Source organism: Cupriavidus sp. Agwp_2 (assembly GCF_040784895.1).
Taxonomy (GTDB): domain Bacteria; phylum Pseudomonadota; class Gammaproteobacteria; order Burkholderiales; family Burkholderiaceae; genus Cupriavidus.
This window is the reverse complement of the sequence record NZ_CP088083.1, coordinates 2,364,674-2,378,938: the sequence shown is the minus strand read 5'-3', so window position 1 is coordinate 2,378,938 and position 14,265 is coordinate 2,364,674. Positions and strand designations below refer to the sequence as shown.

Genomic DNA, 14,265 nt, shown 5'->3' with positions numbered 1-14,265 from the left:
GTTTCTGTAAAAAACCCTTTACATGGTCGTTTGCTCAAATAAAATGCCATCCATCGCGCCGCTGGACCAGGCGCCATACTTCCCAGGAGATACATGTGCATCGGAGACAACTGCTACAGGCCGGCCTGTCAGTCATGGGTGGCTTTCCTTTTCTCAACGCCATCGCCGCCGGCACGCCGCCGGGAGGGTCGCAAGGAGGGCAGGTGAATCCAGACCTCATTCGCGGCGTCAGTGCCCCGGCTGTCGCGCCCCCGGCGGGAAGCTGCGACTGCCATGTCCATGTATTCGATGGCGCCAGGTTTCCGTTCGCGGCAAAGCGTTCCTACACGCCCGGCCCGGCACGGGTCGAGGACCTGGCGGCATTCGAGCAGCGCATCGGCATCGACCGCATCGTGCTGGTTCAGCCGAGCGTCTATGGCTTCGACAATTCCGCCATGCTTGACGCGCTGTCGCGGCTGGGCGGCCGGGCGCGCGGTGTCGCCGTGATCGACCTGGAGAAGGCCGGTCACGCCGAGCTGGCGGCCATGCACCGGCAGGGCGTGCGCGGCATCCGCCTCAACCTCGAAGTGAGCGGCCAGCGCAACCATGACTTCGCGCTGGCACAGCTCAGGCGCGCCGAGCAGGTGGTCGGGCCGCTGGGCTGGGCGGTGCAGGTCTATGCGGATGTCGATGTCATCGCCGAACTGGCGCCCGGGATTGCGGCGCTGAAGGTGCCGGTCGTGCTCGACCACTTCGCCGGCGTAAAGGCCTACCGCAAGGACGAGCAGAAGGCCGCGTTCGGGCAGGTGCTCGCGCTGGTGAAGGGCGGCAACGTGTACGTCAAGCTGTCCGCGCCATACCGCGCATCGCGCAGCGTGCCCGACTTCGACGATGTCAGCGCATTCGGCGCGGCGCTGATCCAGGCCCGCGCGGACCGCATGGTGTGGGCGTCGGACTGGCCCCATACCGGCAGCTCTGGCAACCGCACGGGCAACCTCGACCAGGTCGAGCCGTTCCGCAAGGAAAACGCCGGCCGCGCCCTCGATCAGCTTGCCAGCTGGGCGCCGGCGCCAGACCTGAAGCAACGCATTCTTGTCGACAACCCCGCACGGTTGTACGGCTTCACCCACCCCGCCATCTGACTGAGCTACATCATGCGAATCCTTGTTCTCCCCGGCGACGGCATCGGCCCCGAAATCGTGGCCGCCTCGATCGACGTACTCAGGCAGGCCGACAAGGCCTGCGACCTCGGCCTGCAGTTCGACTACGAAGATGTCGGCTTCGCCAGCCTCGAAAAACACGGCACCACGCTGCGCCAGGAAGTCCTGGACAAGGCCACCACCTACGACGGCGTCATCCTGGGTACGCAATCCCACGCCGACTATCCGCCGCCCGACCAGGGCGGGCGCAATATCTCCGCGGCGTTCCGCTGCGACCTGGACCTGTACGCCAACGTGCGCCCGTCGCGCTCGCGCGAGTTCCTGGGCAAGGGCGTGCGCAACATGGACCTGGTGATCATGCGCGAAGCGACCGAGGGCTTCTATCCCGACCGCAACATGTACGAGGGCTGGGGCGAGATGATGCCCTCGAAGGACATGGCGATCTCGGTGCGCAAGATCACCGCGCATTGCTCCGAGCGCATTGCCCGGCGCTCGTTCGAGCTGGCGATGAAGCGCAAGAAGCATGTGACCGCCATCCACAAGGCGAACAGCTTCCATATGACCGACGGCCTGTTCCTGCGCGAAGTACGCAAGGTCGCGGCGGAGTTCCCCGAAGTGAAGTTCGACGACCTGCTGGTGGATGCCTCGACCGCGTACCTGGTGCGCGACCCGTCCCGCTTCGACGTCATCGTGGCCACCAACTTCTACGGCGACATCCTCTCCGACCTGGCCAGCGAGCTGTCGGGCAGCCTGGGCCTGGGCGGGTCGATGATGGCGGGCGATGCGCTGTGCTGCGCGCAGGCGCAGCATGGCTCGGCCCCCGACATCCAGGGGCAGGACAAGGCGAATCCCACGTCGATGATCCTGTCGGTCGGCATGCTGGTGCGCTGGCTCGGCGAGCGCCACATGAAGGCGAACTTCATTAACGCGGCGGACGCCATCGAGGCGGCGGTCGACAAGGTGCTGGCCAACCCGGCGACGCGCACGGCCGACCTGGGCGGCACCATGGGCTGCGCAGCCTTCGGCCGCGAAGTCGCCACGGGCGTGGCATCGGCCTGAGCGGCCGCGTCTCTTTTCGGCGCAGCGGGGCAGCCCGCTGCGCCCGCCTTCCAATAGAACACAACGGAGACAGCATGAACGCGTTCAAGTCATGGCTGGCGGTCGCGCTCGCCAGCGTATCGGTCATCGGCAGCGCTGGCGCAACCAACGGTTACCCGTCCAAGCCGGTCAGTATCATCGTTCCCTTTGCGCCCGGAGGCGGCAGCGACAATGTCTCGCGCTATATCGCCACGCGGTTGTCGGACCGCACCAGGGCGCAGTTCGTGATCGACAACCGGCCGGGCGCCGGCACCAATATCGGCAACGAGGTTGCGGCACGGTCCACGCCCGACGGGCAGACCCTGCTGTTCGGGCAGGTTGCGCTGTCGATCAATCCCTTCGTCTACAAGAAGCTGCGCTACGACATCGAGAAGGACTTCGTCCCGGTGGTGCAGATCGCGACGTCGCCGACCGTGCTGGTGGTGACCAGGGAGTTTCCCGAGAAGGACCTGAAAGGGGTGATCCGCCATATCAAGGCGAACCCCGGCAAGGTCAACTTCGCCTCGGGCGGCAAGGGTACGTCGGTCCACCTTGCCGGCGAGCTGTTCCGCAGCATGATCCATGCGGACATGGTCCATGTGCCTTACAAGGGCAGCGGTCCCGCCGTGACCGACCTGATCGGCGGCCAGGTGCAGATGATGTTCGACACCGCGGCATCGGCGCTGCCGCAGCTCAAGGGCGGCAAGCTGCGCGCGATCGCTGTCACAGGGACGCATCGGCTGCCCGAGCTGCCGGACGTGCCGACCTTCGCCGAGGCTGGCCTGCCGGGGTTCGATGCGCCGGCCTGGTACGGCCTGCTGGCGCCGGCTGGCACCCCGAAGCAGGCCGTGCAGTTCCTCAATGCGCAGATCAATGAAATCCTGAAAGAGCCGGGCACCCGGCAACGGCTGGCGCAGCTGGGCGCCGAGCCGTCAGGTGGCACGCCGGAGGATTTTGCGCGCTTCATGCGCGGCGAGTCGGCAAGGTGGTCGACCGTCGTGAAGACCGCAAACGTTTCGGCGGATTGAGCTGGCGATCCTTGCGCGAGCGGGGCATCGTCGCAGTAAAGTGCGCAATATAGCTTCATAGTGCAAAAAGCCGCCATGGGGAGGTGCCGCGAGATCCTGCTCTTGTTAGCTTGAATTTCGTAACAAGGGTTTACGCCCGGGCCGATCTTATTGCATTATATGATCATAAAAAACTATACTCGATTCATCGGGCGACACCGCGTCGGGTTCGCCCAACCCCCTTGCATGGAGATGTAGCATGAGCAACAAGACCCCTTCAGGCGCCGTTCTGCTGAAGCCGGAGACGCTGCCGGTCCACGAGCGTGGCGGTGGCGCACGCACGACGCCGCTGGTGTCACGCGAACTCGGCACCAGCAGCTTTATCACCGGCTACACCTCGTTCGATCCTGGCGTGGAAATCCCTTTCCACAGCCACAACTGCCAGGAGAGCGTCGTGCTGATGGAAGGCGAGGCGATCCTGGACATCGACGGACTCGAGTACCCCCTCAAGCCGCACGACGTCACCTTCATCCCGCCGAACGTGAACCACCGGTTCCGCAATGTCTCGGCGACCCGGCCGATGAAGATCCTGTGGATCTATGCGACGGTCGATGCAACGCGGACGCTGACGGAAACCGGGGCAACCAACCCCGTTGCCGCGGAACACGGCAAGCGCTGAGGCATCGCGCCGCAGCAAGCGGCACGCCTTCCGCGGCTTAACGCGCGAGAGGCGTGCATTCCACCCGTTTCCAACGGGCATTGCGCAGGTCTGGGCCGGCTGCATCAGCAGGGTCCAACGCGTTGCGCTTCATGACAAACGGGCAGTCGGCGCAGCAGTGCCTTGCTGCAAGAGGGCGGGGTTCGATAAGCCGCCCTGGCGACCGACATCCACGCCCCGATTACAACGACGCGAGACAGAAAATGCTGGTACTCCTCGGCTTCGGCATGATTGCCACGTTCATGTACCTGATCATGGCAAAGCGGATCACGCCTGTCGCAGCGCTGATCATCGTGCCGATCGTATTCGGCCTGATCGCCGGTGGCGGACTGGACCTTGGCAAGGCCATCGTCGCGTCCATCAAGACCGCGGCGCCGACGGCCTGCCTGCTGTTCTTCGCAATCATCTATTTCGGCATGATGATCGACGTGGGCATGTTCGACCCGCTGATCCGGCTGATCCTGCGCTTTGTGCATCACGATCCGGTGCGGCTGACCATCGGCACGGCGCTGCTGACGACGATCGTTTCGCTGGACGGCGACGGGTCGACCACGTTCATCATCGTCACGTCCGCGTTCCTGCCGATCTACCTCCGCCTCGGCATGAGCCCATGGGTGCTGACCTTCATCGCGGCGACCGCGAACGGGATTCTCAACACGGTGCCCTGGGGCGGCTCCACCGCGCGCGCGGCTGCGGCGCTCAAGCTCAACCCGGTCGATATCTTCGTGCCGATGATCCCGGCCATTGCCGCGGCGATCGGTGCCTTGCTGGTGCTGGCGTATGTGCTGGGCCGCCAGGAGCGGGCGCGTATCGGATATGTCGCGTGGAACCCGCGGCAACCGCAGGCACGCGCCCCGGCAGGCACGCTTACCCCCGAGCCGGTACTTGCAGCGGGTGGCGGGGCGACGGTCGGCATGGCCATGGCAGGGGCGGGCGGTGCCGCGTCGATCGCGCTGGAGCGCCATGCCGCGCAGCCGGCGGTGACGGGCGGCACGGGCGATGACTTCTCGGTGCCGATCTCCGACGGCGGGCTGGTGCTGCACCGCCCGCATGCCAAGCCGCACCTGACCTGGCTGAACGCACTGCTCACGCTCGGGCTGATGACGCTGCTGGTGGTCGACGTGATCCCGTCGCCGGTGGTGTTCCTGCTTGGCGTGGCGATCGCGCTGGTCATCAATTTCCCCGAGGTCGCCGAACAGTCGGACCAGATCAAGTCGCACGCATCGAGCATCGTCGGCGTGGTCGGCATGGTGTTCGCCGCCACCGTCCTGACCGGCGTGCTGAGCGGCAGCGGCATGGTCGATGCCATGGCCCGCTGGCTGGTCAACGTGATTCCGCAGTCGTGGGGGCCGCACATGGCGCTGGTGACGGGGCTGGTCAGCATCCCGATGACCTTCTTTACCAGCAACGATGCCTTTTTCTTCGGCGTGCTGCCGATCCTGGCGCAGACCGCATCGCACTTCGGCATCCCCCCGGAGGAGATGGCGCGCGCCGCGATCGTCGGCCAGCCGCTGCACCAGTCGAGCCCGCTGGTGGCTTCGTTCCTGCTGCTGGCAGGCCTGGCCAAGGTCGAGATCGGCGAACACGCACGCAAGACCATCTGGCGTGCGGTGCTGGTCGGCCTGGTGATGCTCGCGGCAGGCGGCCTGACCGGCGCCTTCGCGGTCTAGTTCAGCGCCGCACGGACACTACGCATCGATATCTGAAGTCTTTAGGAGTCTTGAAATGCCGCAGATCGCTCAGGCAAATGATCTAACCCGCTTCGGCACGGCTGTGCTGGAATCCCTGCACGTCCCCGCCGCCGATGCGCACCTGCTTGCGGACAGCCTGGTCGCCGCGGAACTCTGGGGGCATTCGTCGCACGGCATGCTGCGGCTGCCCTGGTACGTGGAACGCCTGCGCAGCGGCGTGATGTCGCCGGTGGCGGCGACCTCGCTGGCGGTCGATGCCGGCGCGATTGCGGTCATCGACGGCAACCACGGGATCGGGCAGGTGCTGACGGCGAAGGCCGTGGCGCTGGGCATCGAGCGCGCCCGCCAGCATGGCATCAGCGCCGTGGCCGTGCGCAATTCCAACCACTTTGGCACGGCGGCGTATTTCACGCGCATGGCCGCCGAGGCAGGGTGCGTCGCGATGCTCGCCACCAATGCCAGTCCCGCGATGGCGCCTTGGGGCGGCCGTGCCAAGAGCATCGGCACCAACCCCTGGTCGATCGCCGCGCCCGCCGGTCGCCGCGGCGTTGCCGTGATGGACATCGCCAACACGGCGGTGGCGCGCGGCAAGATCTACCTGGCCGCCGAGCGTGGCGTGCCGATTCCCGACGGCTGGGCCGCCGATGAGAACGGCGTGCCGACCACGGACGCGAATGACGCGATCCATGGGCTGATCCTGCCGATGGCGGGGCACAAGGGCTATGTCATCTCCTTCATGATGGACGTGCTGGCCGGCGTGCTGACCGGCAGCCAATTCGGCGCGAACGTGGCCGGGCCGTACGAGGCCAATCGCCAGAGCGGCTGCGGGCACCTGCTGCTGACCATCGATATCGAATCGATGATGGTGCCCGAGGAGTTCGAGCGGCGCATGGAGACGCTGATCGATGAAGTGAAGAACGTGCCGACCGCGCAAGGCGTGCAGGAAATCTTCTTCCCGGGCGAACTGGAAGACCGCAGCACCAGCCAGCTCAGGGAAGCCGGCATCACCATTGCAGACAACACGTGGCAGAGCATGGCAAAGCTCGCCGCCGATACCGGCGCGGCACTGCCGTCCTCGACCATTGCCTGACCATTGCCTGATTTCGGAGCCTTGCATGATCGCACTCATTGTCACCCTGGAAGTCTATCCGGAGCGCCTGGAGCAGTTCCTGGCCGCCATCGAAGAGAACGCCGCGCGCACCTTCAACGACGAAGCCGGCTGCAAGTATTTCGATGTCACGCGCGACCTGAAGAACCCGCACCGGTTCGTCTTCTACGAGCTGTACGAAGACGAGGCCGCCATCGACGCCCATCGCGCCGCACCGCATTTCGCGAAGTGGCGCGAGGCCGCCGGCGTATGTGTCGTCAAGGGCAGCCAGGTCAATACCCTGTGCACCCGACTGTTCCATCACGCCTAGCAGGCGCATTGGCCAGCCGCCCGAAAGCCGGCGCGCTGGCCCCGAAAGATCCACGGCAGGAAGCGACCGTCATGACCAGAACCATCACCACCATCAATCCGTTCAACGGAAACCCGCTGCAGACCTACGATGCATGGTCGGCGCAGCAGATCGAAGACGCCGTCGCCGCCGGGCATGCCGCGGCGGCGGCATGGGGTCGCCAGCCGCTCGCGGTGCGCGTCGACGCCGTGCGGCGCCTGGCCGCCGAGTTGCGCAACCAGCGCGACAAGTTTGCCGCGCTGGTCACTGCCGAAATGGGCAAGGTGCTGGCAGAGGCCGCGGGCGAGATGGAGAAGTCCGCCGTCACGGCCCTGTACTACGCTGACAACGCCGACCGGATCCTGGCCGACGAGCGGGTCAGCATCGACGGCGTCGATGCCTGGGTCGCGTACGAGCCGATCGGCCTGGTGCTGGCGGTGATGCCGTGGAATTTCCCGGTGTGGCAGGTCATGCGTTTCGCCATCCCGGCGATTACCGCGGGTAATGGCGTGCTGCTGAAGCATTCGCCCAATGTCACCGGCTGCGCGCTGGCGCTGGAGCAACTGTTCCTGGATGCGGGGTTGCCCAAGCACCTGGTGACGACCATGGTCATCGCCGAGCCGGATGTGCCGCAAACCATCGACCGGCTGATCGACGACGACCGCATCGCCGCGGTCACGCTGACCGGCTCCAACCGCGCCGGCGCGGCGGTGGGTGCGGCGGCGGGCCGCGCGTCGAAGAAGTCAGTGCTGGAGCTGGGCGGCTCCGACGCTTTCATCGTGCTGGACGACGCCGACCTGCCCGCCGCTGTGGCCGCGGCGCTGAAGGCGCGCTACCACAATGCCGGCCAGAGCTGCGTCTGCGCCAAGCGATTCATTGTCTCGGAAGCGATTGCCGAGGCGTTCACCCGACGCTTCGTCGATGGCGCTCGCGCGCTGGTGGTAGGCGACCCGGCCGCGCCGGCGACGCAGATGGGGCCGCTGGCGCGGGGCGACCTGCGCGACGCGCTCGACCGGCAGGTGCGCCAGTCGATCGAGGCCGGCGCGGTGCTGCTCGCCGGCGGCAAGCCGGTCGACGGTGCTGGCAGCTTCTACGAGCCGACGGTGCTGGGCGGCATGAAGCCCGGCATGGCGGCGTTCGACGAGGAGACGTTCGGCCCGCTGGCCGCCATTGCGGTGGCCCGTGACGATGCGGATGCCGCGCGCCTTGCCAATGCCACGCCATTCGGCCTGTCGGTGAGCGTGTGGTCGGGTTCGGCCGAGCGCGCGCTCAATGTGGCCCGCAACGTGACCAGCGGCGCGGCGTTCATCAACGCCGTCACCGCGTCCGATGCCCGCATCCCGTTCGGCGGCACCAAGAAGTCCGGCTATGGCCGCGAACTCGCCGCGGCGGGTATCCGCGAGTTCACCAACGCCCGCACTTTCTGGGCGGTGGCGCCCAAGTAAGGCCCCTTTCGCGATCCGCCGAGGTGGTGGGTCGGAATGAGTTATGTGGCGAAAGAATGCGACGCGGGCAGGGCGGCCGCCGTCATCAGGACCGCGGCCTGCCGCCCTCTAAGCTGCGCTCTTGAACACGTTGGTGGTATGGACCTTCCGCCGGCGCGCGCCTTCCAGGTGCTCGCGCATCAGCGAGGCGGCCTTCAGCATGTCTTGCGCGGCGATCGCGTCGAGGATGGCGAGATGCTCGATCGCCTGCTCCTGGCGCGGCTTGCGGTTCCTGGCTTGGCCGTACTCGACCAGCCGGCGCAGTGAATCCATGCGCTTGACCGACTGCATGATGAAGCGGTTGCCCGACCACTTCGCCAGGATCTCGTGGAAGCGGCTGTTCGATTCAAACAGCTCGATCGGCGTCATCGACTTATAGCCGCCCTCCACGATCGCGCGCTGCTGCCGGCGCAATGAGGCCAGTTCGACCGGATCGGACTTGAACCAGGGGCTCAGCAAGCCGGTCGGCTCCAGCGCCGTGCGGTACAGGTAGCATTCTTCATAGGCCTGCGCCGAATCGATCATCGGCAGGAAGGTCCAGCCATGCCCGATCGAGCGCTCGACCCAGCCTTCTTCCTGGATGCGCGACAGCGCCTTGCGCAACGCGCTGCGCGACACGTCGTACTGGCGCATCATGTCGGCCTCGTTCACCAGGTCCGGCAGCGTCTTGTTCAGCCGGTCCTCGGCAATCTTCAGGTACAGGGGGTCGTCAGGTTCCGCGGACAAGGCCTCGGCGATCGCCGACAGCGCTGACGCATCTTCGGCCAGGAAATAGCCGCGGTTGTGGTCGTGGACCACGGCGCCCATTTCGACCAGGTAGCGTAAGGCGACGTTGACGGGGGAGCGGGACACCCCGATCCGATCCGCCAGCACGCTTTCGGCAAGGTGGTCGCCGGCGCGCAGGGTGTCGAGGCGGGCAAGCGCAACGATTTCGCGGGCGACGCGGGCTTGCAGTTGGGACAGGTTCATGGTCGGGGCAAAGCGGCGGGGCCGTGCCGTGGGCGGCTAGCCGGCCGACGCAGCGTAGTGGGTTTGCACTGCATTTTGCCACGACACCGGGCATATTTCTTGGCGTTGGCGGAGTCATTCAGGCCGGCGAGCAGGGCCTGGCTCAGCTTCCGCGCTGGGGCGGCCGACGCGCGTGCGTGCCGTCAGTGCGCGACTTCCTGCCGCAGATGCTCCAGCACCCGCGCGGCGCGCGGCGACAGCGGCCACTCTGCACGATGGACCAGCCAGAGCGTATCGACCGCCGGCGGGCCACAGTCGACCACCTTGACCGCCTCCGCATGCGCGAAGGCCTTGCGCGCGTATTGGTGGATCACGGTGAAGCCCAGCCCGCGTGCCACCGGCTCCAGGATCAGGCCAACCTGGTTGCTGAAGCCACGGCAGGGCAGGCTGCGCACGCCAGGATTGCCCGGAAAGCGCCTGCCGAACAAGCGGCTTGCCATCGCCTTGCCGTCGGGGTGGTCGATAAAGCCAATGCGTTCCAGATCCTGCCAGGTGTGCACGTCTTCGTGCGCGGGCACGACCAGTTCCAGGCGCTCTTCGATAAACGGGCACGCCGCGAGCCGTGCATCGTCTGGCTTCAGCGTGACCAGCCCAAGCTCATAATGATTTTGCAGCACGGCTTCCACGACTTCGTGGTCGGGCGCGAAGCGATGGCGCACGATCAGCCCGCGATTGGCCTGCTGGAAGGCCAGCAGGATCGGGTACAGGTACAGGCCGATGCTGCCCGGCGTGATCAGCGAGACCTCGCCGTTGGTGCTGTCGGCATCGGAGAGCCGGGCGTTCAGCCGCTCGCCGGCCTTGTCCATCTCGCGGCAGTAGTCGAGCAGGGCGCGGCCGGCCGGGGTCAGTTCGATGGCGCGCGGGCGGCGGATCAGAAGGGGGCCGAACTGGCCTTCCAGGTGGCGCACATGCTGGCTGACGGCGGCCTGGGTCAGGTCGAGGCGGTCGGCGGTGCGGGTAAAGCTGCCCAGTTCAGAAAGGGTAACGAAGGAGCGAAGCCACTGCGGGTTCACCATAATGAATATTTATTGATTCAATAACTGGTACGTGGTTTTCATTATAGCGCCGCGCGCCTACCATCTGGGCTCATGCAATGACGCAGGAACCCAACCAGCATGTCTGCCCTGTTTTCCCCGTTTGAACTGAAAGATGTCACGCTGCGCAACCGCGTCGCGATCCCGCCGATGTGCCAGTACAGCGCCGTCGACGGCATGGTCAATGACTGGCACCAGACGCATTATGCCGGCCTGGCGCGTGGCGGCGCCGGCCTGGTGATCGTCGAAGCGACTGCCGTGTCGCCCGAAGGCCGCATCACCCCCGGCTGCACCGGGTTGTGGAACGATGCGCAGCAAGCCGGCATGGCGCGCATTGCCACGGCGATCAAGGCCGGCGGCGCGGTGCCGGGCATCCAGATCGCGCATGCCGGCCGCAAGGCCAGCGCCAACCGCCCGTGGGAAGGCGACGACCATATCGGCGCAGACGATCCGCGCGGCTGGCAGACGCTGTCGCCGTCAGCGGTGCCGTTCGGCGCGCACCTGCCCAAGGTCCCCAAGGCCATGACGCTTGACGACATTGCGCGCGTTCAGCGCGATTTCGTCGCCGCGGCACGCCGTGCGCGCGATGCCGGCTTTGAATGGCTTGAACTGCATTTCGCCCATGGCTACCTTGCGCAGAGCTTCTTCTCGCGCCATGCCAACCAGCGCGACGATGCGTATGGTGGCGACCTGGCCGGCCGCAGCCGTTTCCTGCTGGAAACGCTGGCCGCGGTGCGCGAAGTGTGGCCCGCCAACCTGCCGCTGACCGCGCGCTTCGGCGTGATCGAGTTCGACGGCAACGACGAAGAGACGCTGGCCGATTCGATCGAACTGGCGCGCGCCATGCGCGAGGGCGGGCTGGACCTGCTCAACGTCAGCGTCGGCTTTTCCACGCCGGACGCAAAGATTCCCTGGGGGCCGGCCTTCCTCGCGCCGATCGCCGAGCGCGTGCGCAGCGAGGCGAAGCTGCCGGTGGCCTCGTCGTGGGGCATCGACAACCCGGTGCTGGCCGACCGTGCCGTCGCTGCGGGCCAGATGGACCTCGTCATGGTCGGCCGCGCGCTGCTGGCCAATCCGCACTGGCCTTACCAGGCCGCCCAGCGCCTGCAGGTGCAGAAGCCGTCGTGGGTGCTGCCCGCGCCTTACGCGCACTGGCTCGAGCGCTACCAGCTGCAGGCCTGAGCGCATGGCAAACGTGCCGGCGCCCCGGCACGTTTCCGCGTTTTGCCTCACAATAACGCCTTGCGCGCCGCACAGGAGCACGCTGGATCACCAGAGGCGGGGTCATCGACCCGCCCGGCAGCGGGCGGCATTCCGTAGAACCCTCTGCAATCCTGTACATGGCCGCCCCACATGCACACGCCGCCGCGGACGCCGTCCGCGGCGTACCGCCTTCCGGCGTCTCGCGCGATGCGAGCACGTCCCACTCTCCTGCCAGGTCCGCTGAACCGCCAGCCCGCTCCGGCCGCCTTGCGCTGCTGGCACTCGGCGTCGGCAGCTTCGCCATCGGCACCGGCGAATTCGTCATCATGGGCCTGCTGCCCGATGCCGCGCGCGACCTCGCTATCTCGATCCCCGAAGCCGGACACCTGATCAGTGCCTATGCGCTGGGCGTGGTCATTGGCGCGCCGCTGCTGGCGGTGCTGGGCGCGCGCTGGCCGCGGCGCAACCTGCTGGTGGCGCTGATGGCGGTGTTCGCGGCGGGCAATCTCGCCAGCGCGATGGCGCCGGCCTACCTGTCGATGCTGGTGGCGCGGCTGCTGACCGGCTTCCCGCACGGCACGTACTTTGGCGTGGCGGCGCTGGTCGCCGCCGGGCTGGTGCCGCGCGAGCGGCGTGCGCAGGCGGTGGGGCTGGTGATGCTGGGCCTGACCACCGCGACGCTGGTCGGCGTACCGATCGCCGCCACGGTCGGCACCTGGCTGGGCTGGCGATCGGCCTTCGTGATCGTCGGCGCGCTCGGCGCGCTGACGGCGCTGCTGGTGTGGCGTTTCGTGCCGTTTGTGCCGGCCGACCGGCATGCCAGCCCGCTGCGCGAACTGTCGGCGCTCAAGCGCAAGCAGGTGTGGCTGACGCTGGGTATCGGCGCGATCGGTTTTGGCGGCATGTTCTCCGTGTTCAGCTACATCAAGCCGACCATGCTAGAACTGGCGCACATGCCTGCCGCGGGCATCCCCGTGGTGCTGGCGCTGTTCGGCGTCGGCATGGTGGTGGGCAATCTCGCCGGTGCGCGGCTGGCCGACAAGGCGCTGATGCCGACCATCGGCGGCGTGCTGGTGTGGACCGCACTGGTGCTGGGCGCCTTCACCTTCACCGCGCCGCATCCGTGGCTTGCGGCAGCGAATGTGCTGTTGATCGGCACCGTGGTCGCGCTCGGCCCGGCGCTGCAGATCCGGCTGATGGACGTGGCCGGCGACGCGCAGGCGCTGGCGGCAGCGCTCAACCACTCGGCGTTCAACATGGCCAATGCGCTGGGCGCGTGGCTGGGCGGCGTGACCATCGCCGCCGGCTATGGCTGGACCTCGACCGGCTGGGTTGGCCTGCTGCTGGCGCTGGGCGGCCTGGCGATCTATGCCTGGTCGGTGCTCGACATGGACCGCCGCGGCGCTACCGCGGCGGCTTGATCTCTGCCTCCCGGCCGACGCGCGAGAAAGGAAAACCTGCCAAGAAAAAAGGGCGCCATCGCTGGCGCCCCTTGTCGATCCCGGCGCAGGCGCCGGCAGTCCTGCCGTCAGGCGTCCGCGACGCTCGCGCCGACGATATTGAAGCCGCCGTCGACGTAGGTGATCTCACCGGTTACGCCGCTGGCCAGGTCGGACAGCAGGAAGGCGGCCACGTTGCCGACTTCTTCGATGGTCACGTTGCGGCGCAGCGGGGCGGCCTGCTCGAAGTGCCCCAGCAGCTTGCCGAAGTCCTTGATGCCGGAGGCGGCCAGTGTCTTGATCGGGCCGGCCGAGATGCCGTTGGCGCGGATGCCGCGCGGGCCGACCGACGAAGCCAGGTAGCGCACGCTGGCTTCCAGCGCGGCCTTGGCCAGGCCCATGGTGTTGTAGTTGGGGACCACGCGCTCGGCGCCCAGGTAGGTCAGCGTCAGCAGCGAGGCCTTGTCCGACAGCAGCGGCAGCGCGGCCTTGGCCAGCGCCGGGAAGCTGTAGGCGGAAATGTCGTGGGCGATGCGGAAGCCTTCGCGCGACAGGCCCTCGAGGAAATCGCCGGAGATGGCCTCGCGCGGCGCGAAGCCGATCGAGTGCACCAGCCCGTCGAACTTCTCCCAGCGCTGGCCCAGCGCGGCGAAGGTCGAGGCGATCTGCTCGTCGCTGCCGACGTCGCACTCGAACACCATGTCGGTGCCGAATTCCTTGGCAAAGTCGCTGATCCGGTCCTTGAACCGTTCGCCGACATAGGTGAAGGCGAGTTCGGCGCCTTCGCGCTTGCACGCGGACGCAATGCCATAGGCGATCGAGCGGTTCGAGAGCAAGCCCGTGATGAGGATCCGCTTACCTGCCAGAAATCCCATAAGTTCTCCAAGGTGGTGTATCAGGCACGCTTCCTGCGTCCGCCGTGCGGCCGTGCGCGTGCCTTGGCTGTTCTGCGGCCGTTTTATTGCGCCGCGCAGAGGGAATGTCCGGATGGCTGGCGCTACCCCGGACGCATGTAAAATTGTCTCATAC

At 66.9% G+C, this 14,265-nt stretch carries 13 protein-coding genes; 10 read left to right on the top strand and 3 right to left on the bottom strand.

Annotated features, from left to right (window positions below; genetic code table 11):
* The first annotated feature begins 203 nt into the window (after positions 1-203).
* From LPA45_RS11140 to LPA45_RS11105, 8 genes are all read left to right on the top strand, one after another.
* The gene (locus tag LPA45_RS11140) at positions 204-1,121 is read left to right on the top strand and encodes an amidohydrolase (RefSeq protein WP_367394550.1); all 918 of its coding nucleotides are present in this window, start codon (positions 204-206) and stop codon (positions 1,119-1,121) included.
* A 12-nt stretch (positions 1,122-1,133) separates the two neighbouring features.
* Positions 1,134-2,198 (top strand): isocitrate/isopropylmalate dehydrogenase family protein, encoded by a 1,065-nt coding sequence (locus LPA45_RS11135; protein ID WP_317922107.1) that lies wholly within the window; start codon positions 1,134-1,136, stop codon positions 2,196-2,198.
* A 74-nt stretch (positions 2,199-2,272) separates the two neighbouring features.
* Complete coding sequence (locus LPA45_RS11130) at positions 2,273-3,244, top strand: tripartite tricarboxylate transporter substrate binding protein (RefSeq protein ID WP_317922108.1); 972 nt, start codon at positions 2,273-2,275, stop codon at positions 3,242-3,244.
* A gap of 238 nt (positions 3,245-3,482) precedes the next feature.
* On the top strand, positions 3,483-3,902 hold the full coding sequence (locus LPA45_RS11125; protein WP_116322014.1) for a cupin domain-containing protein: 420 nt from the start codon (positions 3,483-3,485) through the stop codon (positions 3,900-3,902).
* Positions 3,903-4,144: 242 nt separating this feature from the next.
* Positions 4,145-5,611, top strand: a complete 1,467-nt coding sequence (locus tag LPA45_RS11120; RefSeq protein ID WP_317922109.1) for a CitMHS family transporter — start codon at positions 4,145-4,147, stop codon at positions 5,609-5,611.
* A gap of 55 nt (positions 5,612-5,666) precedes the next feature.
* Positions 5,667-6,722 (top strand): Ldh family oxidoreductase, encoded by a 1,056-nt coding sequence (locus LPA45_RS11115; RefSeq protein ID WP_317922110.1) that lies wholly within the window; start codon positions 5,667-5,669, stop codon positions 6,720-6,722.
* 25 nt (positions 6,723-6,747) lie between these two features.
* On the top strand, positions 6,748-7,050 hold the full coding sequence (locus LPA45_RS11110; RefSeq protein ID WP_116322017.1) for a putative quinol monooxygenase: 303 nt from the start codon (positions 6,748-6,750) through the stop codon (positions 7,048-7,050).
* A 71-nt stretch (positions 7,051-7,121) separates the two neighbouring features.
* On the top strand, positions 7,122-8,513 hold the full coding sequence (locus LPA45_RS11105) for an aldehyde dehydrogenase family protein (RefSeq protein ID WP_116322018.1): 1,392 nt from the start codon (positions 7,122-7,124) through the stop codon (positions 8,511-8,513).
* Between the two features lie 108 nt (positions 8,514-8,621).
* On the opposite strand, the gene LPA45_RS11100 is transcribed toward LPA45_RS11105, so the two are convergent.
* Together LPA45_RS11100 and LPA45_RS11095 are read right to left on the bottom strand one after the other, a co-directional pair.
* A complete protein-coding gene (locus tag LPA45_RS11100; RefSeq protein ID WP_317922114.1) occupies positions 8,622-9,521 on the bottom strand; it encodes a GntR family transcriptional regulator in 900 nt (299 codons plus the stop codon).
* Between the two features lie 182 nt (positions 9,522-9,703).
* Positions 9,704-10,576: a LysR family transcriptional regulator gene (locus tag LPA45_RS11095; RefSeq protein ID WP_317922115.1), complete on the bottom strand. Its 873-nt coding sequence runs from the start codon at positions 10,574-10,576 to the stop codon at positions 9,704-9,706.
* A 99-nt stretch (positions 10,577-10,675) separates the two neighbouring features.
* Between LPA45_RS11095 and LPA45_RS11090 the strand changes: the two genes are divergently transcribed.
* Together LPA45_RS11090 and LPA45_RS11085 are read left to right on the top strand one after the other, a co-directional pair.
* Positions 10,676-11,776, top strand: coding sequence for an NADH:flavin oxidoreductase/NADH oxidase (locus tag LPA45_RS11090; protein ID WP_116322021.1), 1,101 nt, complete (start codon positions 10,676-10,678; stop codon positions 11,774-11,776).
* A gap of 158 nt (positions 11,777-11,934) precedes the next feature.
* Positions 11,935-13,218 (top strand): MFS transporter, encoded by a 1,284-nt coding sequence (locus tag LPA45_RS11085; protein WP_116322022.1) that lies wholly within the window; start codon positions 11,935-11,937, stop codon positions 13,216-13,218.
* Positions 13,219-13,325: 107 nt separating this feature from the next.
* Here the strand turns inward: LPA45_RS11085 and fabI are convergent, their stop codons facing one another.
* Positions 13,326-14,111: an enoyl-ACP reductase FabI gene (gene fabI, locus LPA45_RS11080; RefSeq protein ID WP_116322023.1), complete on the bottom strand. Its 786-nt coding sequence runs from the start codon at positions 14,109-14,111 to the stop codon at positions 13,326-13,328.
* Positions 14,112-14,265: the final 154 nt, after the last annotated feature.

Bases quoted from the DNA above. Each gene is read 5' to 3' on its own strand.
- LPA45_RS11085 (WP_116322022.1), top strand. From the start codon at position 11,935: ATGGCCGCCCCACATGCACACGCCGCCGCGGACGCCGTCCGCGGCGTA.
- LPA45_RS11095 (WP_317922115.1), bottom strand. From the start codon at position 10,576: ATGGTGAACCCGCAGTGGCTTCGCTCCTTCGTTACCCTTTCTGAACTG.
- LPA45_RS11120 (WP_317922109.1), top strand. From the start codon at position 4,145: ATGCTGGTACTCCTCGGCTTCGGCATGATTGCCACGTTCATGTACCTG.
- LPA45_RS11130 (WP_317922108.1), top strand. From the start codon at position 2,273: ATGAACGCGTTCAAGTCATGGCTGGCGGTCGCGCTCGCCAGCGTATCG.
- LPA45_RS11135 (WP_317922107.1), top strand. From the start codon at position 1,134: ATGCGAATCCTTGTTCTCCCCGGCGACGGCATCGGCCCCGAAATCGTG.
- LPA45_RS11125 (WP_116322014.1), top strand. From the start codon at position 3,483: ATGAGCAACAAGACCCCTTCAGGCGCCGTTCTGCTGAAGCCGGAGACG.
- LPA45_RS11100 (WP_317922114.1), bottom strand. From the start codon at position 9,521: ATGAACCTGTCCCAACTGCAAGCCCGCGTCGCCCGCGAAATCGTTGCG.
- LPA45_RS11110 (WP_116322017.1), top strand. From the start codon at position 6,748: ATGATCGCACTCATTGTCACCCTGGAAGTCTATCCGGAGCGCCTGGAG.
- LPA45_RS11115 (WP_317922110.1), top strand. From the start codon at position 5,667: ATGCCGCAGATCGCTCAGGCAAATGATCTAACCCGCTTCGGCACGGCT.
- fabI (WP_116322023.1), bottom strand. From the start codon at position 14,111: ATGGGATTTCTGGCAGGTAAGCGGATCCTCATCACGGGCTTGCTCTCG.
- LPA45_RS11090 (WP_116322021.1), top strand. From the start codon at position 10,676: ATGTCTGCCCTGTTTTCCCCGTTTGAACTGAAAGATGTCACGCTGCGC.
- LPA45_RS11105 (WP_116322018.1), top strand. From the start codon at position 7,122: ATGACCAGAACCATCACCACCATCAATCCGTTCAACGGAAACCCGCTG.